The sequence below is a fragment of the Serratia sp. K1WW1 genome (assembly GCF_055790865.1).
Genome location: NZ_CM147697.1, coordinates 678,023 through 698,348, shown reverse-complemented (window position 1 = coordinate 698,348; position 20,326 = coordinate 678,023). Strand labels below are relative to the sequence as shown.

At 52.8% G+C, this 20,326-nt stretch carries 21 protein-coding genes; 7 read left to right on the top strand and 14 right to left on the bottom strand.

Translation table 11 applies throughout. From position 1 onward, the window contains the following. Positions 1-76: 76 nt before the first annotated feature. The 14 genes from ACX9GU_RS03195 to mlaF form a co-directional block, all read right to left on the bottom strand. Complete coding sequence (locus ACX9GU_RS03195; protein ID WP_473193825.1) at positions 77-475, bottom strand: hypothetical protein; 399 nt, start codon at positions 473-475, stop codon at positions 77-79. Positions 476-580: 105 nt separating this feature from the next. Continuing rightward, positions 581-1,252, bottom strand: a complete 672-nt coding sequence (locus ACX9GU_RS03190) for a hypothetical protein (RefSeq protein ID WP_473193824.1) — start codon at positions 1,250-1,252, stop codon at positions 581-583. Between the two features lie 216 nt (positions 1,253-1,468). Next, a complete protein-coding gene (locus tag ACX9GU_RS03185; protein ID WP_473193823.1) occupies positions 1,469-2,689 on the bottom strand; it encodes a tetratricopeptide repeat protein in 1,221 nt (406 codons plus the stop codon). Positions 2,690-2,790: 101 nt separating this feature from the next. Continuing rightward, complete coding sequence (locus tag ACX9GU_RS03180) at positions 2,791-3,045, bottom strand: hypothetical protein (RefSeq protein WP_473193822.1); 255 nt, start codon at positions 3,043-3,045, stop codon at positions 2,791-2,793. 14 nt (positions 3,046-3,059) lie between these two features. Then, positions 3,060-7,022, bottom strand: coding sequence for an RHS repeat-associated core domain-containing protein (locus ACX9GU_RS03175; RefSeq protein WP_473193821.1), 3,963 nt, complete (start codon positions 7,020-7,022; stop codon positions 3,060-3,062). Further along, the gene (locus ACX9GU_RS03170; RefSeq protein WP_473193820.1) at positions 7,015-8,160 is read right to left on the bottom strand and encodes a hypothetical protein; all 1,146 of its coding nucleotides are present in this window, start codon (positions 8,158-8,160) and stop codon (positions 7,015-7,017) included. The genes ACX9GU_RS03175 and ACX9GU_RS03170 overlap by 8 nt, the downstream gene beginning before the upstream one ends. Before the next feature lie 21 nt (positions 8,161-8,181). Then, a complete protein-coding gene (locus ACX9GU_RS03165) occupies positions 8,182-8,898 on the bottom strand; it encodes a DUF4123 domain-containing protein (RefSeq protein ID WP_473193819.1) in 717 nt (238 codons plus the stop codon). 354 nt (positions 8,899-9,252) lie between these two features. Then, positions 9,253-10,512: a UDP-N-acetylglucosamine 1-carboxyvinyltransferase gene (gene murA, locus ACX9GU_RS03160; protein WP_021180688.1), complete on the bottom strand. Its 1,260-nt coding sequence runs from the start codon at positions 10,510-10,512 to the stop codon at positions 9,253-9,255. A gap of 53 nt (positions 10,513-10,565) precedes the next feature. After that, positions 10,566-10,820 carry a BolA family iron metabolism protein IbaG gene (gene ibaG / locus ACX9GU_RS03155; protein WP_021180689.1) on the bottom strand — a complete coding sequence of 85 codons (255 nt, stop codon included), beginning with the start codon at positions 10,818-10,820 and terminating at the stop codon, positions 10,566-10,568. Positions 10,821-10,975: 155 nt separating this feature from the next. Further along, a complete protein-coding gene (mlaB, locus tag ACX9GU_RS03150) occupies positions 10,976-11,278 on the bottom strand; it encodes a lipid asymmetry maintenance protein MlaB (RefSeq protein ID WP_368438435.1) in 303 nt (100 codons plus the stop codon). Continuing rightward, positions 11,278-11,907, bottom strand: coding sequence for a phospholipid-binding protein MlaC (gene mlaC, locus ACX9GU_RS03145; protein WP_046808023.1), 630 nt, complete (start codon positions 11,905-11,907; stop codon positions 11,278-11,280). The genes mlaB and mlaC overlap by 1 nt, the downstream gene beginning before the upstream one ends. Before the next feature lie 14 nt (positions 11,908-11,921). Next, complete coding sequence (gene mlaD, locus ACX9GU_RS03140; protein ID WP_473193818.1) at positions 11,922-12,470, bottom strand: outer membrane lipid asymmetry maintenance protein MlaD; 549 nt, start codon at positions 12,468-12,470, stop codon at positions 11,922-11,924. A gap of 4 nt (positions 12,471-12,474) precedes the next feature. Then, on the bottom strand, positions 12,475-13,257 hold the full coding sequence (gene mlaE / locus ACX9GU_RS03135; RefSeq protein ID WP_021180693.1) for a lipid asymmetry maintenance ABC transporter permease subunit MlaE: 783 nt from the start codon (positions 13,255-13,257) through the stop codon (positions 12,475-12,477). A 4-nt stretch (positions 13,258-13,261) separates the two neighbouring features. Beyond that, positions 13,262-14,077 carry a phospholipid ABC transporter ATP-binding protein MlaF gene (mlaF, locus tag ACX9GU_RS03130; RefSeq protein ID WP_473193817.1) on the bottom strand — a complete coding sequence of 272 codons (816 nt, stop codon included), beginning with the start codon at positions 14,075-14,077 and terminating at the stop codon, positions 13,262-13,264. 380 nt (positions 14,078-14,457) lie between these two features. Between mlaF and ACX9GU_RS03125 the strand changes: the two genes are divergently transcribed. From ACX9GU_RS03125 to rpoN, 7 genes are read left to right on the top strand one after another with little or no spacing between them, the layout of a single operon-like run. Continuing rightward, positions 14,458-15,435: a calcium/sodium antiporter gene (locus ACX9GU_RS03125; protein ID WP_021806956.1), complete on the top strand. Its 978-nt coding sequence runs from the start codon at positions 14,458-14,460 to the stop codon at positions 15,433-15,435. Positions 15,436-15,450: 15 nt separating this feature from the next. Next, on the top strand, positions 15,451-16,437 hold the full coding sequence (gene kdsD, locus ACX9GU_RS03120; RefSeq protein WP_024530620.1) for an arabinose-5-phosphate isomerase KdsD: 987 nt from the start codon (positions 15,451-15,453) through the stop codon (positions 16,435-16,437). Positions 16,438-16,454: 17 nt separating this feature from the next. Beyond that, a complete protein-coding gene (kdsC, locus tag ACX9GU_RS03115) occupies positions 16,455-17,009 on the top strand; it encodes a 3-deoxy-manno-octulosonate-8-phosphatase KdsC (RefSeq protein ID WP_473193816.1) in 555 nt (184 codons plus the stop codon). After that, a complete protein-coding gene (gene lptC, locus ACX9GU_RS03110) occupies positions 17,006-17,584 on the top strand; it encodes an LPS export ABC transporter periplasmic protein LptC (protein ID WP_473193815.1) in 579 nt (192 codons plus the stop codon). The genes kdsC and lptC overlap by 4 nt, the downstream gene beginning before the upstream one ends. Beyond that, a complete protein-coding gene (lptA, locus tag ACX9GU_RS03105) occupies positions 17,553-18,092 on the top strand; it encodes a lipopolysaccharide ABC transporter substrate-binding protein LptA (protein WP_473193814.1) in 540 nt (179 codons plus the stop codon). The genes lptC and lptA overlap by 32 nt, the downstream gene beginning before the upstream one ends. Positions 18,093-18,098: 6 nt before the next feature. Further along, positions 18,099-18,824: an LPS export ABC transporter ATP-binding protein gene (lptB, locus tag ACX9GU_RS03100; protein WP_021806959.1), complete on the top strand. Its 726-nt coding sequence runs from the start codon at positions 18,099-18,101 to the stop codon at positions 18,822-18,824. A 51-nt stretch (positions 18,825-18,875) separates the two neighbouring features. Continuing rightward, on the top strand, positions 18,876-20,312 hold the full coding sequence (rpoN, locus tag ACX9GU_RS03095; protein WP_021180701.1) for an RNA polymerase factor sigma-54: 1,437 nt from the start codon (positions 18,876-18,878) through the stop codon (positions 20,310-20,312). Positions 20,313-20,326 lie beyond the last annotated feature (14 nt).

Below are 20,326 nucleotides of genomic sequence, written 5' to 3'. Positions count from 1 at the left end.
CTATTACTCGTTCTTAACGGCTGCGTCTAATGACGCAACAGGTGAAGCGGTATTAAACGCAGTTATGATATATAACTCAGCATCGCTCAGATTGTGCCCAAGATAAAAAATGCTGCTTTTGCTCTGCCGGGGACACTAAATCTTCATCGTCAAAATGGAAAATAGGAACTATATCATCAGATGTCGCGTGCTTGCCCTCATGGAATTCATAGGCAATCAACCCACCAGACATATCTCTGCACATACTGGAAGGATAGACATTACGTTTAGCACCTTTGCACATAAACACAACATCAGAAAAATGATTTCTTATTTCACAAAAACAAGAAAACACATCGCCACTGATTACTTCATACTCGGTTTGGTCGTTAAAGACTACTTTTAAAGACCAGTCTTTTCCTCTGCTATAATAAATATCTGCCGTTTGCATGATGCCAGAGCGATTGATAGATATGGCTTTATGTTCACAATCCATTGTTTAGTCACCTAATGTTTATTTTCATTTAAAAATCAGAGCCAACTAATCATCTTGAGCGAAAAATCAATGGATTAGTCGCTCAAAATAAAATTAACTAGATATTTAACTCGGTACCCGACCATAAACCCAAGCACTGCCTTTTAAGTGAAAATGCATTCTGTCTACGTCAATAATCTCCGCTTTCTGCTGTTTTGTTGCTTGCTTTGATATTTTACCTTTGCAAATAATGTTTCCATTATAAGGGTCGAGTTCACAGTTGGGCTGAATGGAGATGAGCTTAAGCAAGCCAGTTTGTACCAGCTTGGCGCCTTCATCGTCGCTATTTTCAGCAGATTGAATTATCGCTTTTTGGGCCTGCTCCAGAGTTGGGGACGGAACAGCCGGCATCGTTACTTCTTTATCAAAAATCTTTACCATGAAAGGCGCTTCCCACCGCTTGCTTTGGTACTCCAGTGGCACATTGATATAACCTATCTTTCCCATGCCATGGTCCATTTCGATGATGCAACTTACGCTCTGCTCACTTTCGATTACACAGCCTGGAACGCTTAACACATCCGAAGAGCGTATCGATTTGATGGATGATCTTTGTATCAGAAATTGATTTCTTTCCTCCCGATTACCAGACGTGGGTTCCACTAATTCGATCGAATCCAGTGCACGCTCAATGGCGGTTTTAACATCTTGAGGTTGAGGTAGCGAGGGGGTTGCGTTTACCATAAATGGCACAGCCATCAGAGAACAAAATGCAAGGGTGTGGTGGAAAATCTTCATACTTTGTATCATCCTGATTGATAATTACAATAATAAAATTCACATGGTGAATTGTTTGTTGTAATTATTATTTCCAATATTATCAACGTAATATTCGAACTTAAAACATACCATAAATAATGTTACTTGCAATAACTAAGCTAACATAAATTAACTAAAACCGCCTAGATACCACATTACCAAAGCGTATTCACATAGTGTTTATCAATTCTAATACTATCCTTCCACGTTATTCAATGGACCATATTGCCATTCACTACCTTTTAGGTGAAAATCCAAGTCCCAATCATGAATTCCTTCCTGCTGATTATTCTTATCACGCTTTGACACTTGTGTACTGCATTTCACCGTTCCGTGATCCTCATTCAATTTACATCCCTGTTTGATTGATACAAGTTTTAGCAGGCCAGAGGTTATAAGTTCGCTCGTTTCATCCGTCTTATTTTTCGCAAATGTTTCAAGCGCCTGTTGTGCCTGCTCAACTGTTGGAGATGGCACGGAAGGATTGGCTACATTTTCTTGCCCAACCTTTTCCAAAATAGGAGCCTCCCAGTGGCTATATCGATACTCCAATGGAAGTTGCATATACATCACATTATTCATACCAAAATCCAGTTGCACAATGCAATTTACTTTTCGCTTGCTTTCATAAACACACCCAGGAACATTGATAACATCGGCAGAGCGCAATTTACTTATAATCAACAGTTTCGCATCGAAGGTCTCAATGTCAATGAAATCCACTGCTCGCTGAATGGCCGCCTTTACCTCAGTAGGTTGGGGTAACGATGGCGTAATAGACAAATTTTCCTTGGCCTTCATTTCTTCCAACGCTTCTTTTGCTGAAGGAAAGCCTTGATTGGCTGCCTTACGCAACCAAAATACGGCCATAGCTTCGTCTTTCTCCACGCCGTCACCATTGGCATATTTGTAGCCTAATGCATATTGAGCAGCAGCCAATTTTTTATTTACCGCTTTACGATACCAAGCCATTGCCTCTACGGGATCCTTTGCTATACCTTCACCAAGATCGTACATCGTGCCTAGGTAAAATTGAGCATCAGCTAAACCTTGATCTGCTGCTTTACGGAACCAAATCACTGCCTGCGCAGGATCTTTCATAGGCTTGCCACTGATATATATTAAACCTAGATTATACTGGGCATAAGCCAAACCTTGATCTGCCGCTTTGCGATACCATTCTATAGCCTGTGCATCGTCTTTTGCTACGCCAAAACCGTCCTGATACATTGTACCTAGGTCGTTTTGAGCAGCCGCATTACCTTGTTGTGCCAAGGGTTGCCATTGCTTTAATGCCTCAGCGTAGTCACCATTGTTATACGCTTTTTCTCCTTCGGCATAACTTGCCAAGGCACTGGTAGACCACCATAGGAAGATAATTCCAACAATAAAAAACTGACGTACAGTAAAAAACATGTTATCCCTCACAATTATAATTTTAGATCATGACGATATCTTTTCGTCAAAGTAACCCACGAATACAGATAGGTTTGGGAGCTTTCTTTACTTAAACTCATTTAAATTGCTGTTACTTTATCAAAATGGTAGTTATCCCATTTAAGACGTACCAGATCCTCATCTGTCGCTTCGATAGCTTCAAAGTTCTCCAGTAATGTCAAGAAACCATTGATATTTTTATCAGCATCATCAGGAGTCAACCACCCCATTTCACACTCTTCGCAATGCAGATATAATCTATTGTTAGTTATATCTTTAAAAACAAACAAGCGACCTTGATGACAAGCTGGACATTCTTTATAAAAAACTCTCATGTGCTGTATCCTTATTAATTTGCTGGGTATGACGTAATGATTTTGTTTGTTCCAGGTACTAATTTTATCTCTACAGAATAAAATAGTTCTCCTGTATCTGCAGCCTTCCCTCCTGCACGGCCTGTCAGTTTATCCATTTTTACTTTAAGTGTGCCGGTAGCGTCAGGGGTAACACCTGTTCGTGCAGCGTGCTCCCAAGCTTGGTTAGTTACATCAACACCATCGCCATAGAAAACGCCATGATTAGGTTTTGCAGAGTTGTCAACATTATGCAATCTCACATGATCGGTTCTCACTTGACCGGCATACGCTCCTTTCTGGGGAACAACTGCATCCCAGTCTAGTGGTGAATAACTTGCTGGTAGCGGTGGTAATCCTCGATCAAGTGATGTTTTTGGCTCAGTGTTTCTATTCCCCGTAGGTGTGCTATCCGACTCCGGCATACCTTTGAGCCCTAGCGGATCTACCCAGCCAACCGGGTTCCCATCTACATACTGATAAGCGTTCAGCCCACCGTCGAGTTTTACCGGATCCGCCGTCAGATACCGCCCAACCCCCGGATCATAATACCGGTTCAGGTTGTAATAAAGCCCGCTTTCCTTGTCCGCATACTGCCCCTGGAAGCGCAGCTGTTGGTTAATGGCACTGGCATCCTCTGCCAGCCACTCTTCCCGCATCTGTCCAAAGGCACTGAACCGGCCTTTCCATACCGAGTTACCATTCCCGTCGGTCAGTTCGTGAGGCGTGCCGAGGTGGTCGTTCTGATACCAGTAGATCGCCGGGGGTTTATCCTGCGGATCCCGTGAAGCTTCTCCCACCACCAACGCCATTGGGCGGTAACTGCCTGGCTCATACAGGTAGCTTTGCCAATAGCCCTTGCCATCGGTTTCTGCCACCAGTTGATTGCCACGCCAGACAAATTCAATCATTTTGCCGTTGACGGTCTTGCTCAAGCGGCGGTTAAAAGCATCGTAGGTATAAGTGCTAACGTTGCCGTCCGGGGTTTCGTGACGGATTAGGCGATGACGACAGTCATACTCATAGCGTGTGACCAATTTGTGGTCTTTACCACGTCGCTCTGCAATCAGATTACCAAAACGGTCATACTCAAAATGACGATCGGCATAAAATGCCAGCCGGTTGCCCGGCGCACTGTGCTGTTGGACATCGCTGACCGGGTTACCCCGCCGATCCCAACGGAAGCTCTCGTTCGGGTTGGCGTGATGCTGTTCCTTTGCTGTGGTTGCTGGCTGAAACTGCGGCAAGCGGTGAACGGGTTGCCGGGCTGGGGGAATGATTGATTGCGGGTTCAGATAGCTGACCGAGGTTAATGCCCCGGTGGCATTGTAGTGATACTGCCGCGCATCGTTGCCCTCAATGCTGGACAGCTCTCCATCCGCCTGATAGGTATACTGCTGTTGCCAGTGCAGTCGATCTTCTTCCGGCGTTGTACCCGGTTCACGCAGGCTGTGTTGGCTCAATCGACCTAACGGGTCATACCCGAAGGTATTGACCAGTCGATTGCCCTGGCGCAGTTGTTGCAGCCGCTGGTGATGGTCGTAACCGTATGCCGTCAGCGGCTGGCCTTCCAGGCTGGAGGCTTGCAGTTTGCCGTGTTGGTAATGGAATTCCTGCCACTGCCCGTTGGGCTGTTTGATGCCAGTCAGGCGTCCCGTAGCTTCATCGTAACGGTAACGCATCGTGGCCCAGGACTGGTGTTCTGCTTCCAGGCGTCCGGCTGAGTCATATTGCCAGGCTAGCGGGTTTTCACCGTCCAATACCTCACTCAGGCGGCCCGCCTCGTCGTAACGGTATTCTTCCTCTTTGCCATCGGGCAGGATTTTACGCGTTAGTCGGCCCAGCGGGTCACGCTGGTATTGCGTGATGAAAGGGGGGCTTTGGTGGTCGTTGCCGTACTCGCGCTTCTCGCTCAGGCGACCGCAGGCATCATAGTGATAAGTGGTTTTGACGTTATCGAAGCCAATCTCTTCACTCAGCAAGCCACTACCGGTGTAGCCGAGCCGGTATTTCTCACCGTGTTGGTTCTCAATCTCGCTGACCTGCAAATGCACGTTATCGTAGCGATAACGCAGGCTACCGCCGTCCGGCAGACGTTTCTCGGTCAGCAGATGCAGGGGGGCTGCATAGTGGTATTCAGTGACGCGCCCGGCCTCATCGGTGAGTTGCGTCACTTTACCATAGGCATTGTACTGATATTGCCGGGTGCTGCCATCCGGATGGGTGATTTTTACCAGCCGGTCCAGTTCATCCCATTGGTAGCGGGTGATCTGGTCGTTCTCTTCCACTTCACAGGGCTGGGTCTGTAGCCCCTGATAGCGCATCTGACGGCTGCCCTGCGGCGAGGTATCACTGAGCAGACGGCCCAATGTATCCCATTGCAGGTGCTGTTCGCTGCCGTCGGGATAGCGGATATGGCTGAGTTGCCCACGTGGCGTGTAGCTGTAATGGGTGGTGGTTCCCGCCGGGCCTGTCTCGCTCTTTAGTGCGCCTTTAATGTCATAAGTGTAATGCCATTTTTGTGCGCCTTCTCCGACTCCTTGGGTGCGAGAAATCAGCTGATTGAACAACCAGTGATAAGAGGTGATCTGACCATCTGGCGTGATGACCGTACTCAGGGTGCCATCTTGATCATAGAGGGAGTCGGTGTGATACCCCAGCGCATCGGTAACCCGTATGCAGGCACCGTCATCATTGTACTCATAACGGGTTTCTGCGCCGTCGGCCCCCTTTTCAGATAGCAATAAGGCCTGTGGGGAGTGCTGGTAACGTTGCTGGCTGCCATCCTTTTGAGTGACGATGACACAACGATTGGCGGTGTCCCAGTGATAGAGAATATCCAGTTGACCAAAGTTGCCGTACTGGCGAACACAACGCGCCGTTTTTCCTTCGCCCTGCCACTCCCAATGGAATTCAGCGCCACCCGCCAATGTGCGGCAGAGGATGACATTGTCATCGCGATAGCGGTAATGCTCTGTGTCGCCCGCGGCATTGGTGGCGCTAATCAGTTGCTGGTGTTCGTTGTAACGGTAGTGCACCACCACCGTGCCAGGTTGCCAGTGCGTCTCTGCGCTGGTGCTGGCTGGATTACGGGCTTGTAGCAATATCTGACCGATCCCTTGCGGGTAACTGGGGTCGTCGTAGTTAAAACAGAGGCGAGCCTCGTCGTGCCCCAGAGTGGTCAACCGCCCTTGGTTATCGTAACTGGCGTTAACACGGTTACCATAGCCATCACTGATACCTCGGAACCAGCTGGCATCACCGTCACGCAGGAAGTGATAGGTGCCTTGTCCTTCGCTCCACTGTACGCAATATTCGTTGCTGAACTCATCCTGCTTCAGGCTGATGACACCGCCGCCAAGACGATTGGTGGTGACCGGTGTGTGCGGGGTTGGCAACAGGAAACGGGTGACACGGTTTTCATCATCGAAGAACCAGGCAACGGCTTCCTGTGTCTGATCATCAACGCCGAAGATCAGTTGTGGGTTGGCGCTATGACTCCAGCCCCAGCCCAGTGCGTCACGCTGTTCGATACCGCTGCTGCGGTAGAAGCGTCGCCAGACAAAGGGCAGGATGCCGGGTAGGGTGATATCACTTAAGCTGAGCAATTCTTCACCCGAAAACAGTGATACCGGATCACCACTGTCATGCGTCTTGCCAGCAGGTAGGGAGTTCTCACCAGTAGGGGTTTGCGCACTGGCGTTCGCATTGGGGGCATCTGACTTGATCACCACTTTGTTGGTGCCTGCCTGATACTCCATTCCCGCATTGGTGTGGTTGGTTAACTCACCGACTCGTGGCTGGGTAGCGGTTTTGTAATTCTCCGAATTAAACGGGAGCGCCCCCCGCGCCGGGGTCCCTTTGAGGCGTTTTCTCACTTCGAGAGGCAGTTGGTACAGTTTGCCAAGATCCTGGCTGATGAATCTCAATGAAAAGATTTTTATCGGATTTTTAGCCATGTTGAACCGCCTTACCTGCGTCGGAAGTGTGAACCAGGCCACTGAGCGTATCCAGCGTGGACAGCATTTTTTGGCACATCCCGGCGGGCAGAACCAGCATCAGAGCAAACATCACCAGCAGGTTACCAAAGGCGTTGGCAAGAAAGTTGGCGAGCTGCTGTGGGGTCAGTAACTGGAAGTAGTTGTAGATGGCCACAGCCATAATGAACATCATGATCTCGTCACTCAACAGGCTCAGAGCATCTCTCAGCTCTTCATTACCTTGTTCCGCCATGGCTTTTAACTTCGCCAGACCCTCATCGTCAAAAAATGCCCGTAATTTGTCTGCGTATTCGTCGACATGAGTCAGCCACTTCCACACCTCCTCAAGGGTTTTGAAAAGCTGGGCGAGTTGAGAGTAAGCTCCGTGCATAAACTCCGCCGCCGCTTTCAACACGTCGACATCTGCACCCGCTTCAATAAAACGCGCCCATTCAGCCCTTTGTGACGTCTCCCATTTCTTAACCAGAAAGTCGGAATATTCCTTAATCACTGCCTGGTAGGATTGATACAAATGCGTTTTATCCTCCTCGGTAATATCGGGATTAACCAGCAGCACATAGTCATACCCTGCCTGGCAGGGGGGTAAGGTAATAAGCGCCTTGCCGTCTTTATCGAAATGGAGCGGGCCGGGGTCGCTGTCGGGATCCAGAGGAATGTCATCGCTGGGATCAAGCCGTCTGGCATCAAGCCCGGCGCGTGAGAAAGCGATCCTATCATGGCGGGAGAGTACGGGGCGTTTAACCAACTTGTAACTGGCGTTTGGAATGGGGACGTAAAAAGTAGAACGAAAAGCGTGGGTCAGGGTAATTTGCTGCGGCTCTCTCCCGCAGGTCATGGCGACACTGATCGTGCCCTGTGTCAGTCCGGCATCCCGGCTTTTCATATCACCAATGCGGAGCCTCTGGTTCATGTTGAGCAATGGCCCATAAAACCAGTCGCCGTTTTCCTTCTTATAGCGTTCTATAACCTGGCTAAAATCGGCGATCATCGCCACATAGTCGTCCTCTTTCTGCGGCATTGTGGGTAGTGGGGGATTTCCGCGCATTGCACTGCGACCAGCGCTCAGCTTACGTTGCAATTCGAACATGTTATCCATGACATTGGCTCTCCATGATAATTATGATCCTTCGAGGGTGCGCAGGATCTCGGCCAGGATCTGGGGATCGTGACGCCGCTGCGGAGTCAGCAGGCGGCGTATTTTTTTATCCAGTATCGCGTTGGGCCAACGGGCAACCACTTCGGGATAGTTCTGACGCAGGGTCTGGCGGATATTAAGCACCAGAGGCAAGACGCTTTCGTCCAGCAACGCATCCAGTAATCCTTGCGGAATCTGCCACCAGGGGAATGCCTGTAACACGGCATCGGGCTTAACCGGGCAGGTAAAGGCTCGGCCATTGATCCAGTAATCGGAGAATACCGGCAGAATATCGCGCCACTGGTTGCCGTAATAATCAATATGGCCCGGCAGATATTGGCCATCCCAGTAGCGGAAAAACACGTCTTTGCCGTCAGGGAGGAGCACTTTGGTCAGGCCGCGAAGATGGTCCGTGATGGTAGCCTGCGGCAGCGGCGAACGCGCCAGCCAGCCCCAGTTGCGCAGGGGCGTTTCCGCTACCCAGCGCAGGAACGGGCTGCCGTCATCAAGCGCTACCAGCACCGGCATCACTTCAAACCAGTTGGCGTATTGCGTGTTGGCATAAAGCCCGAAAGGCGTGCGGCTGCCGTCCTCACGGTAATAGGCTTTGATGCCTTCAGCACCGTTGGTATTGGCCAGAACGGCGTATAACGGCGTGCCAGCAGTGTTCCTCAGCCAGTCCGGTAAGGTCTGTTGCATGTCTGTTCTTCCTTGACGACGCAAATAATGAGTGTGGCGGCCACGCAAATGGCAATGACCCGTCTTTCGCGGTTAAAACAGACCGAACTGGCGCTTTTAGCGGGAATAGCATTAGCATGACTGGAGTATTTGTCGCGAGCGTAGAGTAATGAGGATAAGAGCTGATATCAATGTTTCCAGACACTTAATAGCAAAAATGTCGTTGTAAACATTGAAATTTTTTATAGTAAAATTTTAATCATAAACCTGATTAATGATTTGAATCGGGCAATCAAAGAAAGATTGGGGAGAGGCACTAAGATGGTGAAGTACCTACGCCCCACTGCAGGGGGCATAGGTTATTAGCTGCTACAATTACTCGCCTTTCACACGTTCGATATTGGCACCCAGCGCACGCAGTTTGTCTTCAATGCGTTCGTAGCCACGGTCGATGTGATAAATACGATCCACCACCGTTACGCCTTCGGCAATACAACCTGCCAATACCAGGCTGGCAGAGGCACGCAGATCGGTCGCCATCACCTGTGCACCAGAAAGTTGCTCTACGCCGTGGCAAATCACGGTGTTGCTCTCGATTTCCGCGTGTGCGCCCATACGGATCAGCTCAGGCACGTGCATAAAGCGGTTTTCGAAGATCGTCTCGGTGATCACGCCGGTCCCTTCCGCTACCAGATTCAACAGGCTGAACTGCGCCTGCATATCGGTTGGGAAACCAGGGTGTGGAGCCGTGCGCAGGGTTACCGCTTTCGGGCGTTTGCCATGCATGTCCAGGCTGATCCAGTCTTCACCGACTTCGATATCGGCCCCTGCTTCACGCAGTTTGGCCAACACCGCATCCAGCGTATCTGGACGGGTATTGCGGCACAGCACCTTGCCACCGGAAACGGCAGCGGCAACCAGGAAGGTACCGGTTTCGATACGGTCTGGCAGCACACGGTAAACCCCGCCACCCAAGCGCTCAACGCCTTCGATGGTGATCCTGTCCGTGCCCGCGCCGCTGATTTTGGCACCCAGCGTGTTGAGGAAGTTGGCGGTATCGACGATTTCCGGCTCACGTGCCGCGTTCTCGATGATAGTGGTACCGGTCGCCAGGGTTGCAGCACTCATGATGGTGACGGTTGCGCCTACGCTGACCTTATCCATCACGATATGTGCGCCCTTCAGGCGCCCTTCCACAGAGGCCTTGACGTAGCCCTCTTCCAGTTTGATTTCCGCACCCAACTGCTCCAGGCCGGTAATGTGCAGGTCAACCGGACGTGCGCCGATGGCACAGCCACCTGGCAGCGATACCTGGCCACGGCCAAAGCGCGCTACCAGCGGCCCCAATGCCCAAATGGAGGCACGCATGGTTTTCACCAGATCGTAGGGAGCGCAAAACTCGTTCACGCCGCTGGCATCAACATAGACCGAGCCATTACGCTCGATCTTGGTGCCCAACTGGCTGAGCAGTTTGATGGTGGTGTCAATGTCCTTCAGCTTCGGGACGTTTTGCAGTTCGACAGGCTCTTCCGCCAGCAAGGCGGCAAACAGGATCGGCAGGGCGGCGTTTTTCGCCCCGGAAATGGTCACTTCACCGCTAAGACGGGTCCGGCCATGCACACGAAATTTATCCATTTAACTACTCTCTGTTATCTGTTCTGAGCTGCCTGCCCGCTGGGCAAACAGCCTTAAAATCCGTTGAGTTTGCGATCCCGCTGCCACTCTTCTGGGGTATATGCCTTGATCGACAAAGCATGAATGCGGTTGTCCGCGATGTATTCCATCAGCGGCGCATAGACGGCTTGCTGTTTCTTGACGCGGCTCATGGTGGCGAACAGTTCACCCACGGCGATCACCTGAAAATGGCTGCCATCGCCGGTCACATGCGCTTCTTCCAGTGCCAACGCCTTCATCAGCACGTCTTTAATTTCGCTATTTTCCATAGTATCCAATTCTGCATCGAAGGATCATAGTCACCCGGGGCGACTTCTTGGCGTCTATCTTAGTGGAATCCGCCGCTTTCTTAAACCAAAGAAAAAGCCCCTGAGCAACAGGGGCCTTTAACTGATTTTTCCCGGTCGAACAGCCATAAATGTGGCTAACTAGCGGTTTCGACAGGCATTATTGCTGACAAATTGTAGAGCGTGATCAGCGTTTGCAGCCGATCGGTGATGCCGGAAATTTTTATCTCAATTCCCTGCTGGCGCCGTTGCTCACGTAAATGCAGCAGCAGGGCCAGACCGGAAGAGTCCACGCGCTGCAGTTGAGCCACATCAATCACGGTTTTATCTGCCAACAGCGTCTCACGTTGCTGCCACAGCGGCAATAACGTCTCACGATCCAGCTCGCCGCTCAGCACCAGCGTTTGCTGTTGTGATACCCAGCTCAGCGCTGCGGCCATCAGTTTTTCTGATCCAGGGTGATCGGCTGTTTGGCGGCCGCTTGCAGCTGCTGGGTCAAGCCGTCTACACCTTTGAGGCGCAGAGTCGATGCCCACTCATTCTGCTTGGTCGTGATCATGCTGACGCCTTCGGCAATCATGTCATATGCCTGCCAGTAACCGGTTTTGCTGTTTTTGCGCCATTGGAAATCCAGACGCACCGGCGGGCGACCGCCTTTATCGATGATGGTCACGCGGATCGCGATGATATCGGCATTGCCTAGCGGCTGTTCCGGTTCGATCTGATAGGTCTGGCCCTGGTACATGGCTAACGCCTGGCCATACGCCTGCTCCAGATAAGCCTGGAAGGCGGCGAAGTAAGCTTCACGCTGGGCTGGCGTGGCATCTTTGTAGTAACGGCCCAGTACCAACGCACCGGCATATTTCACCTGTACGAACGGCATCAGCTCTTCATGCACGATGGTGCGCAGGTAGTTGGGATCCTGCTTGATTTTTGGCTGCTCGCTTTTCAGGCGGGTGAAGGTTTTCTGCGCAGCGTCTTGCATCAGGCTGTATGGGTTAGTCTGATCGACCGCATTAGCTAGCGGAGCAACTACCAGCAGGGCAACCATTAAAAAACGTTTAAACATGCAGGTTTCCTCGATTAATGAGTTGTAGCGGAATGCGCAGCGGCATCCGGTGCCGGAGCTGCAGCGGTGCCATCCGGTGAATTCGGGCTATCCTGACCACCGCTCTTGTAGAGGAACTGGCCGATCAAGTCTTCCAGCACCATGGCTGATTTGGTGTCCTGAATGGTCCCACCATCCTTAAGGATAGTCGTGCCCATCTCGGGATCTTCAAAACCGACGTTCAGCGCCAGATACTGTTCACCCAGCAGGCCGGAGGTGCGGATCGCCAGCGAGCTGGTGTCCGGGATCTGGTTGTATTGTTCCTGGATATCCAGCGCCACGCGTGGCGTGTAAGTCTTCGGATCGAGCGAGATAGCCGCAACCCGGCCAATCATCACCCCACCAATCTTCACTGGTGAACGCGCTTTCAAACCACCGATATTATCGAAGGTGGCGTAGATACGGTAAGTCGGTTCATTACCGATCGATTTAATATTGGCCACCTGGAGGCAGAGGAAGATGATGGCGCACAGCGCAATCAGCATAAACGCCCCAACCCAGATTTCACTTTTCTTCGTTTGCATCAAATCAATTCCCAAACATCAGTGCAGTCAGCACGAAATCCAATCCCAACACCGCCAGTGACGAATGTACCACGGTCCTTGTCGTTGCCTGACTAATCCCTTCAGAGGTCGGTACGGCATCGTAACCATTGAAGATCGCAATCCAGCTAACGGTAATGGCAAACACCACGCTCTTGATCAGGCAGTTAAGTAAATCCTGACGCCATTCAACGGCCCCTTGCATCGCCGACCAGAAGAAACCGCTGTCGATGCCTTTCCAGTCCACGCCGACAATCGCGCCGCCCCAGATGCCGATGGCCACGAAAATAATCGTCAGCAGCGGCATGCTGATAAGACCGGCCCAGAAACGTGGAGCAACAATACGCCGCAGCGGATCGATCGCCATCATTTCCAGGCTGGAGATCTGCTCGGTGGCTTTCATCAGACCGATTTCGGCCGTTAGAGCCGAACCGGCGCGGCCAGCGAACAGCAGAGCGGTCACTACCGGCCCCAGCTCACGCAGCAATGACAACGCCACCATCATGCCCAGGCTCGCCTCGGCACTGTAGGTGGTAAGGACGATGTAACCTTGCAGCCCCAACACCATGCCGATAAACAAACCGGAAACCATGATGATCAGCAGCGACTGAACGCCCACGCTGTGTAGCTGTTTGAGCAGCAGCGGCCATTGTTTACGCGGTTCCGGGCGCCCGATCAGCGCGTGGAACAGCATCAGCCCAGCGCGTCCAAAGGCTGCGCTGGTGTTGATGCCACGGCGTCCTAACGACGCTAACGCCTTTAAAAACATGAGGTTATTTACTCCCTTCCCCTAAAAGCTCTGTCTGATAATCACCGGCGGGGTAACGGAACGGTACCGGCCCATCGGCAATACCATCCAGAAACTGACGCACTCGCGCATCAGGATTGTTCTGTAATTGCGCTGCCGAGCCTTCGGCAATCACATGGTGATCCGCCACAATATAGGCGTAATCCGCGATACTCAAGACTTCTGGCACATCATGGGATACCACGATGCAGGTGATCCCGAGCGCGTTATTCAGCTCATCGATCAGCTTGACCAGCACGCCCATGGTGATCGGATCCTGGCCAACGAAAGGTTCGTCGAACATGATCAATGCCGGATCCAACGCAATGGCACGCGCCAAGGCAGCTCGCCGTGCCATACCGCCAGAAAGTTCGTTCGGCATCAGATCTGCCGCGCCACGTAGCCCTACGGCTTCCAGCTTCATCAGCACCGTGCTGCGCAGGATCGGCTCCGGCAGGCGGCTGTGCTCACGCAACGGGTAAGCCACGTTCTCAAATACCGTCAGATCGGTGAACAGCGCTCCCGACTGAAACAGCATGCTCATCTTCTTGCGCGACTCATACAACTGATGGCGCGACAGCGCCGGGATGTTGTCCCCATCAAACCAGATCTCACCGCAATCCGGGGTCAACTGGCCACCAATCAGGCGTAACAGCGTGGTTTTACCAATGCCGGACGGCCCCATGATGGCCGTCACTTTGCCACGGGGAACCGTCAGGTTGATGTCTTCGAATATCAGCCGATCGCCGCGAGAGAAGCTCATGCCGCGCACTTCGACCAGATTATCTGCCTTCTGGTGCATGTTTATTGATCCTGTACAGGCTATTTTTTTGCCAAATCATCCGTGATGGTAAAGCAATAGGGGCGATACGTCCCATTTTTACCGAAACTTACCCTCAATGCGCTACCAATGATGCCATAGGTTTTACTTTTAGGCTCCAGACGGTCAAAATTAGGAAATAACGCAAAAAAACAAAATTCAGACCGATGACAACGTGGCAATGCTACCGAGGGCGATGCATGCAACGCCCCTACCTAGCGAATGCGTAAAGATTTGTCACCGTCTTAGAGTTCGATCTTTAACCGGGAAATTCGTTGTTTTACACAACGTAGGGTAAGCAAGCTGGCCGATGATGGTCTTTAACCAACGAACCGGGATGATACCCCAATATAGGACCCTGAATGTTTCTCGCGATAGTGCTGTTGATCGTTGGTTTATTTTTACTGGTGTATGGGGCGGATAGATTAGTTTATGGTGCGGCGGTGATTAGCCGTTCGCTGGGGGTTCCCCCGTTGATTATCGGCATGACGATAGTCGGTATTGGCACTTCGTTGCCAGAATTGATCGTATCGGTCACCGCAGCCCTCAATGGGCAGACCAACCTGGCAGTGGGTAACGTGATTGGCTCCAACATCACCAATATTTTACTGATCCTGGGGGTGGCGGCCCTGATCCATCCGCTGTCGGTTCGCTCCGAAGTGTTACGGCGTGAACTGCCGCTGATGCTGGGGGTTATCCTGCTGTGCGGCTACGTGCTGATGGATAACACCCTGAGCCGCTTCGATGGCGTGCTGCTGCTGTTGGCCGCCACCGGTTTTATTCTGCTGATGCTGAAAATCGCCAGGCTGGCGCAACGTGAAGGCAACGACAGCCTGACGGTAGAGCAACTCGCCGAACTGCCGCAGGACAGCAGCAACACCGTAGCCATTCTCTGGCTGGTGCTGGCCTTCATTATTCTGCCGCTGTCATCAAGGATGATCATCGATAACGCTTCGGTGATTGCCCACTACTTTGGCCTGAGTGAACTGGTGGTTGGCCTGACGATTATCGCCATCGGCACCAGCCTGCCCGAACTGGCCACCTCGATCGCCGGAGCACTAAAAGGCGAAGATGATATGGCAGTAGGGAATATCATCGGCTCGACGATTTTTAACACGGTGATCGTACTGGGCGTCCCCGCCCTGCTATCGCCGGGCAGTATCGATCCCGCAGCCTTCCAGCGCGATTACTGGGTCATGCTGGCGGCCGGTATCCTGCTTGCCGCGCTGTGTATTGGCCGCAAACATCGTATCGGTCATCTGGCGGGAGCTCTGTTATTATGTGGCTTTATTGCGTATCTTGCAGTGCTGTTCTTTAACCCTTTCAGTACGTTCGGCTAACCGTTGAGAATGAGTATGTCATCTAACCAGTTGCAACCGGGCTTTGACTTTCAGCAGGCCGGCAAAGAAGTGCTTCAGATTGAGCGTGATGGCCTGGCCCAGCTCGATCGGTACATCAATGCCGATTTTACCCGGGCATGTGAAGCGATCGCCGGATGCTGCGGTAAAGTCGTGGTCATGGGCATGGGCAAATCCGGCCATATCGGCTGCAAAATTGCCGCTACGCTGGCCAGTACCGGAACCCCAGCGTTTTTCGTGCATCCGGCGGAAGCCAGCCACGGCGACCTGGGCATGGTGTCGGCGCAGGACATCGTGCTGGCGATCTCCAACTCCGGTGAGTCGAACGAAATTCTGGCGCTGATCCCGGTGTTGAAACGCCAGCAGATCCCACTGATTTGCATGACCAACAACCCGGAAAGCTCGATGGGCAAGGCGGCAGACGTACATCTGTGCATCAAGGTACCGCAGGAGGCTTGCCCGCTGGGTTTGGCCCCTACCACCAGCACCACCGCCACCTTGGTCATGGGCGATGCGTTAGCCGTAGCGCTGCTGAAGGCCCGGGGCTTTACCCCGGAAGATTTCGCCCTCTCTCACCCTGGTGGTGCACTGGGCCGCCGCCTGCTGCTGCGCGTTAGTGATATCATGCACAGCGGCGACGAAATTCCGCACGTCAGCCCCGAAGCCTCGCTGCGCGACGCGCTGCTGGAGATCACCCGTAAAAACCTGGGCATGACGGTGATCTGCGACGATCTGATGAAAATCGCCGGTATTTTTACCGACGGTGACTTACGCCGGGTGTTCGATATGGGCATCGATCTGAATAATGCCAACATCACCGACGTCATGACGCTGGGCGGGATCCGGGTGCGCCCGAACCTGCTGGCGGTCGATGCGCTCAATCTGATGCAGCAACGCCATATCACCGCCGTGCTGGTTGCCGATGGCGACCAATTGCTGGGTGTGGTACATATGCATGACATGCTGCGCGCTGGCGTCGTTTAATGAAAGGAACCCACTGCATGAGTCTGGTTGAAACCTGTTACGGGCCGGTAGCTGAAGAAGTCATGGCCCGCGCCGGGAAAATCCGCCTGTTGATTTGTGATGTCGACGGCGTGCTGTCAGACGGCCTGATCTACATGGGGAATAACGGTGAAGAGCTGAAAGCCTTCAACGTCCGTGACGGCTATGGCGTCCGCTGCCTGAAAACCTCGGGTATCGAGGTGGCCATCATCACCGGGCGTTCGGCCAAACTGCTGGAAGACCGGGCAAAAACGTTGGATATCACCCATCTGTATCAAGGGCAGTCCGATAAGCTTTTGGCCTTCCGTGAACTGTTGGATAAACTGTCCCTGATGCCAGATGAAATCGCCTACATCGGCGACGATCTGATCGACTGGCCGGTCATGGCCGAAGTCGGTCTGGCCGTCGCGGTGGCCGATGCGCATCCATTATTGTTACCTCGCGCCCATTATGTCACCCGTATCAACGGTGGCCGTGGTGCGGTGCGCGAGCTGTGCGACCTGATCCTGCTGGCGCAAAACAAGCTGGAGGACGCCAAAGGGCTGTCAATATGAGTAAAACCAAACTTTGGATCACCCTCTTGCTGACCGTGATCGCGCTGGCGCTGATTGGCTGGAACATGGCCGATTTCAGCGATGACGACAATTCGGTACCGGTCAACAACCAAGAGCCGACCTATCAGAGCCAGCATACCGTAACCGTGGTGTACAATCCCGCCGGGCAGCTAAGCTACAAGCTGGTGGCAGAAGAGGTTAAATATTACACCGCCGATGAGTTAAGCTGGTTCACCCAGCCGGTGATGACGCTGTTTGATGAGCATGCCGTGGCCACCTGGTCAATACGCGCCGATCGCGCCAAGCTGACCAAAAACCGCATGCTGTATCTGTACGGCCACGTGGAGGTGAACAGTTTGACAACCACCTCACAGCTGGAAAAAATTAAAACCGATAATGCCCAGATTAATCTGGTCACCCAGGACGTTTCTTCCGATGATGAAGTCACCCTGTTCGGCACGAATTTCACCTCTAACGGCATGAAAATGCGTGGCAATCTGCGGAACAAAACCGCTGAGCTGATTGATAAGGTCAAGACCAACTATGAAATTCAGAACCCAAAGCCAACTCCGTAATCTGTTGATCGTCAGCCTCGTTTTGACCGCCAGCTCCCCCGCATTGGCGTTGAAATCCGACTCTGACCAACCGGTAAGTATCGACTCGCTGAAACAGTCGCTGGATATGCAGAGCAACGTCAGCACCTTTACCGACAACGTGGTGATCAAGCAGGGCACCATCGAGATCAAGGCCGACAAGGTCGTGGTCACGCGCCCGGGTGGCGATCAGAATAAAACCTATATTGAAGCGTTCGGCAATCCGGTAACCTTCTACCAGATGCAGGACAACGGCAAGCCGGTGAAAGGCCATGCGCAGAAAGTTCGTTACGACGTCGCGCCGCAGCTGATCACCCTCACCGGCAACGCCTATCTGGAACAGCTCGATAGCAACGTGAAGGGCGACCGTATTACCTATCTGGTGCCACAGCAGCAGATGCAGGCGTTCAGCGATAAAGGCAAACGCGTGACCACGGTTCTGGTGCCATCACAGTTGCAAGACAAAAACGGTCAAAAGAAGAGTAACTAATTACTTATGGCAACACTCATCGCAGAAAACCTGGCGAAAGCCTACAAAGGCCGCAAAGTCGTTGAAGACGTGAGCCTGAAAGTGAAATCTGGCGAGATCGTCGGCCTGCTGGGGCCAAACGGTGCCGGTAAGACCACCACTTTCTACATGGTGGTCGGCATCGTTCAGCGCGACGCCGGGCGCATCGTGATCGATGACGAAGATATCAGTATCCTGCCGCTGCACGCCCGCGCACGCCGCGGTATCGGCTACCTGCCGCAGGAAGCCTCTATCTTCCGCCGCCTGAGTGTTTACGACAACCTGATGGCGGTGCTGGAGATCCGTAACGATCTCACCAGTGAGCAGCGCAACGATCGGGCTATCGAGCTGCTGGAAGAGTTTCATATCTCCCACCTGCGTGACAACCTGGGCCAATCGCTTTCCGGTGGTGAACGCCGCCGCGTGGAGATTGCCCGTGCGTTGGCCGCCAACCCGAAATTTATCCTGCTGGATGAACCTTTCGCCGGGGTTGACCCGATTTCCGTTATCGATATCAAGAAAATCATCGAGCACCTGCGCGACAGCGGCCTTGGCGTGCTGATCACCGATCATAACGTGCGCGAGACGCTGGACGTGTGCGAACGTGCCTATATCGTCAGCCAGGGCAAACTGATTGCCCACGGCACGCCGGACGCCATCCTGGCCGATGAGCAGGTGAAACGCGTTTATCTGGGCGAAGAGTTCCGCCTGTAGGTTCCAGCGGCAGGCCCAACAGGCCGCCGTTAACGGAAGTAGCAGAAGATTATGAAGCAAGGTTTGCAACTCAGGCTCAGCCAGCAACTGGCCATGACCCCCCAACTTCAGCAGGCGATCCGCCTGTTGCAGCTGTCCACGCTTGAGCTCCAGCAGGAGATCCAACTGGCGCTAGAGAGCAACCCGCTGCTTGAACAGACCGAAGACCAGCACGAAGAGATAGACACCAAAGAAAGCGTCGAGACCGAAGGGCTAGACACCCGCGAAGCGCTGGAACAGAAGGACATGCCCGAAGAGCTGCCTCTGGATGCCACCTGGGATGAGATCTATACCGCGGGCACCCCTTCCGGCACCGGTACCGACTATGGCGATGACGAACTGCCGGTCTATCAGGGCGAAACCACGCAAACGCTGCAGGACTACCTGATGTGGCAAGTGGATCTGACGCCGTTCTCTGACACCGATGCTGCCATCGCCACCTCGATCGTCGACGCTGTCGATGACACCGGCTATCTCACCGTACCGCTGGAAGACATTCTGGAGAGTATGGGTGACGATAATGTGACGATGGACGAGGTCGAAGCGGTATTGAAGCGCGTACAGCGTTTTGATCCGGTCGGCGTCGCGGCGCGCGATCTGCGTGACTGCCTGTTGATCCAGCTTTCCCAGTACGCCAAAGACACGCCCTATCTGGCGGAAGCCCGCCTGATCGTCAGCGAGCATCTGGATTTGCTGGCCAACCACGACTTTCGCAGCCTGATGCGAACAACTCGCTTAAAAGAAGATACACTGAAAGAAGCGATGGTGTTGATCCACTCGCTCGATCCGCGCCCTGGGCAGTCGATCAATACCGGTGAATCCGAGTATGTCATCCCGGACGTGCTGGTGCGCAAGGTGCAGGACAAGTGGGTGGTAGAGCTTAATGCAGACAGCATCCCACGGCTGAAAATCAACCAGCAATATGCGGCACTGGGCAACACGGTGCGCAACGATGCCGACGGCCAGTATATCCGCAGCAATTTGCAGGAAGCGAAGTGGCTGATCAAGAGCCTGGAAAGCCGCAACGACACGCTGCTCAAGGTGACCCGCTGTATTGTCGAACAGCAGGAGGCGTTCTTTGAACAGGGTGCAGAATTTATGAAGCCCATGGTGCTGGCGGATATCGCCCAGGCCGTGGAAATGCATGAATCGACAATCTCACGCGTGACGACGCAGAAGTTCCTGCACAGCCCGCGTGGTATTTTCGAATTGAAGTATTTCTTCTCCAGCCATGTGAATACCGACAGCGGTGGCGAAGCCTCCTCTACGGCGATCCGGGCGTTAGTGAAGAAATTGATCGCGGCGGAAAACCCTGCCAAACCGCTTAGCGACAGCAAGCTGACCACCATGCTTTCCGATCAGGGGATCATGGTGGCGCGGCGCACCGTTGCCAAGTACCGAGAGTCTTTGTCCATCCCGCCGTCCAACCAGCGTAAACAGTTGGTTTGACCTCTATAGAGAAG

Excerpts from the sequence above, each read along its gene's own strand:
- mlaB (WP_368438435.1), bottom strand. The coding sequence starts at position 11,278 with ATGGCCGCAGCGCTGAGCTGGGTATCACAACAGCAAACGCTGGTGCTG.
- ACX9GU_RS03165 (WP_473193819.1), bottom strand. The coding sequence starts at position 8,898 with ATGCAACAGACCTTACCGGACTGGCTGAGGAACACTGCTGGCACGCCG.
- mlaF (WP_473193817.1), bottom strand. The coding sequence starts at position 14,077 with ATGCACCAGAAGGCAGATAATCTGGTCGAAGTGCGCGGCATGAGCTTC.
- mlaE (WP_021180693.1), bottom strand. The coding sequence starts at position 13,257 with ATGTTTTTAAAGGCGTTAGCGTCGTTAGGACGCCGTGGCATCAACACC.
- ACX9GU_RS03190 (WP_473193824.1), bottom strand. The coding sequence starts at position 1,252 with ATGAAGATTTTCCACCACACCCTTGCATTTTGTTCTCTGATGGCTGTG.
- murA (WP_021180688.1), bottom strand. The coding sequence starts at position 10,512 with ATGGATAAATTTCGTGTGCATGGCCGGACCCGTCTTAGCGGTGAAGTG.
- ACX9GU_RS03125 (WP_021806956.1), top strand. The coding sequence starts at position 14,458 with ATGTTTCTCGCGATAGTGCTGTTGATCGTTGGTTTATTTTTACTGGTG.
- lptC (WP_473193815.1), top strand. The coding sequence starts at position 17,006 with ATGAGTAAAACCAAACTTTGGATCACCCTCTTGCTGACCGTGATCGCG.
- mlaD (WP_473193818.1), bottom strand. The coding sequence starts at position 12,470 with ATGCAAACGAAGAAAAGTGAAATCTGGGTTGGGGCGTTTATGCTGATT.
- lptA (WP_473193814.1), top strand. The coding sequence starts at position 17,553 with ATGAAATTCAGAACCCAAAGCCAACTCCGTAATCTGTTGATCGTCAGC.
- rpoN (WP_021180701.1), top strand. The coding sequence starts at position 18,876 with ATGAAGCAAGGTTTGCAACTCAGGCTCAGCCAGCAACTGGCCATGACC.
- ibaG (WP_021180689.1), bottom strand. The coding sequence starts at position 10,820 with ATGGAAAATAGCGAAATTAAAGACGTGCTGATGAAGGCGTTGGCACTG.
- ACX9GU_RS03180 (WP_473193822.1), bottom strand. The coding sequence starts at position 3,045 with ATGAGAGTTTTTTATAAAGAATGTCCAGCTTGTCATCAAGGTCGCTTG.
- kdsD (WP_024530620.1), top strand. The coding sequence starts at position 15,451 with ATGTCATCTAACCAGTTGCAACCGGGCTTTGACTTTCAGCAGGCCGGC.
- lptB (WP_021806959.1), top strand. The coding sequence starts at position 18,099 with ATGGCAACACTCATCGCAGAAAACCTGGCGAAAGCCTACAAAGGCCGC.
- mlaC (WP_046808023.1), bottom strand. The coding sequence starts at position 11,907 with ATGTTTAAACGTTTTTTAATGGTTGCCCTGCTGGTAGTTGCTCCGCTA.
- ACX9GU_RS03185 (WP_473193823.1), bottom strand. The coding sequence starts at position 2,689 with ATGTTTTTTACTGTACGTCAGTTTTTTATTGTTGGAATTATCTTCCTA.
- ACX9GU_RS03195 (WP_473193825.1), bottom strand. The coding sequence starts at position 475 with ATGGATTGTGAACATAAAGCCATATCTATCAATCGCTCTGGCATCATG.
- ACX9GU_RS03170 (WP_473193820.1), bottom strand. The coding sequence starts at position 8,160 with ATGGATAACATGTTCGAATTGCAACGTAAGCTGAGCGCTGGTCGCAGT.
- ACX9GU_RS03175 (WP_473193821.1), bottom strand. The coding sequence starts at position 7,022 with ATGGCTAAAAATCCGATAAAAATCTTTTCATTGAGATTCATCAGCCAG.
- kdsC (WP_473193816.1), top strand. The coding sequence starts at position 16,455 with ATGAGTCTGGTTGAAACCTGTTACGGGCCGGTAGCTGAAGAAGTCATG.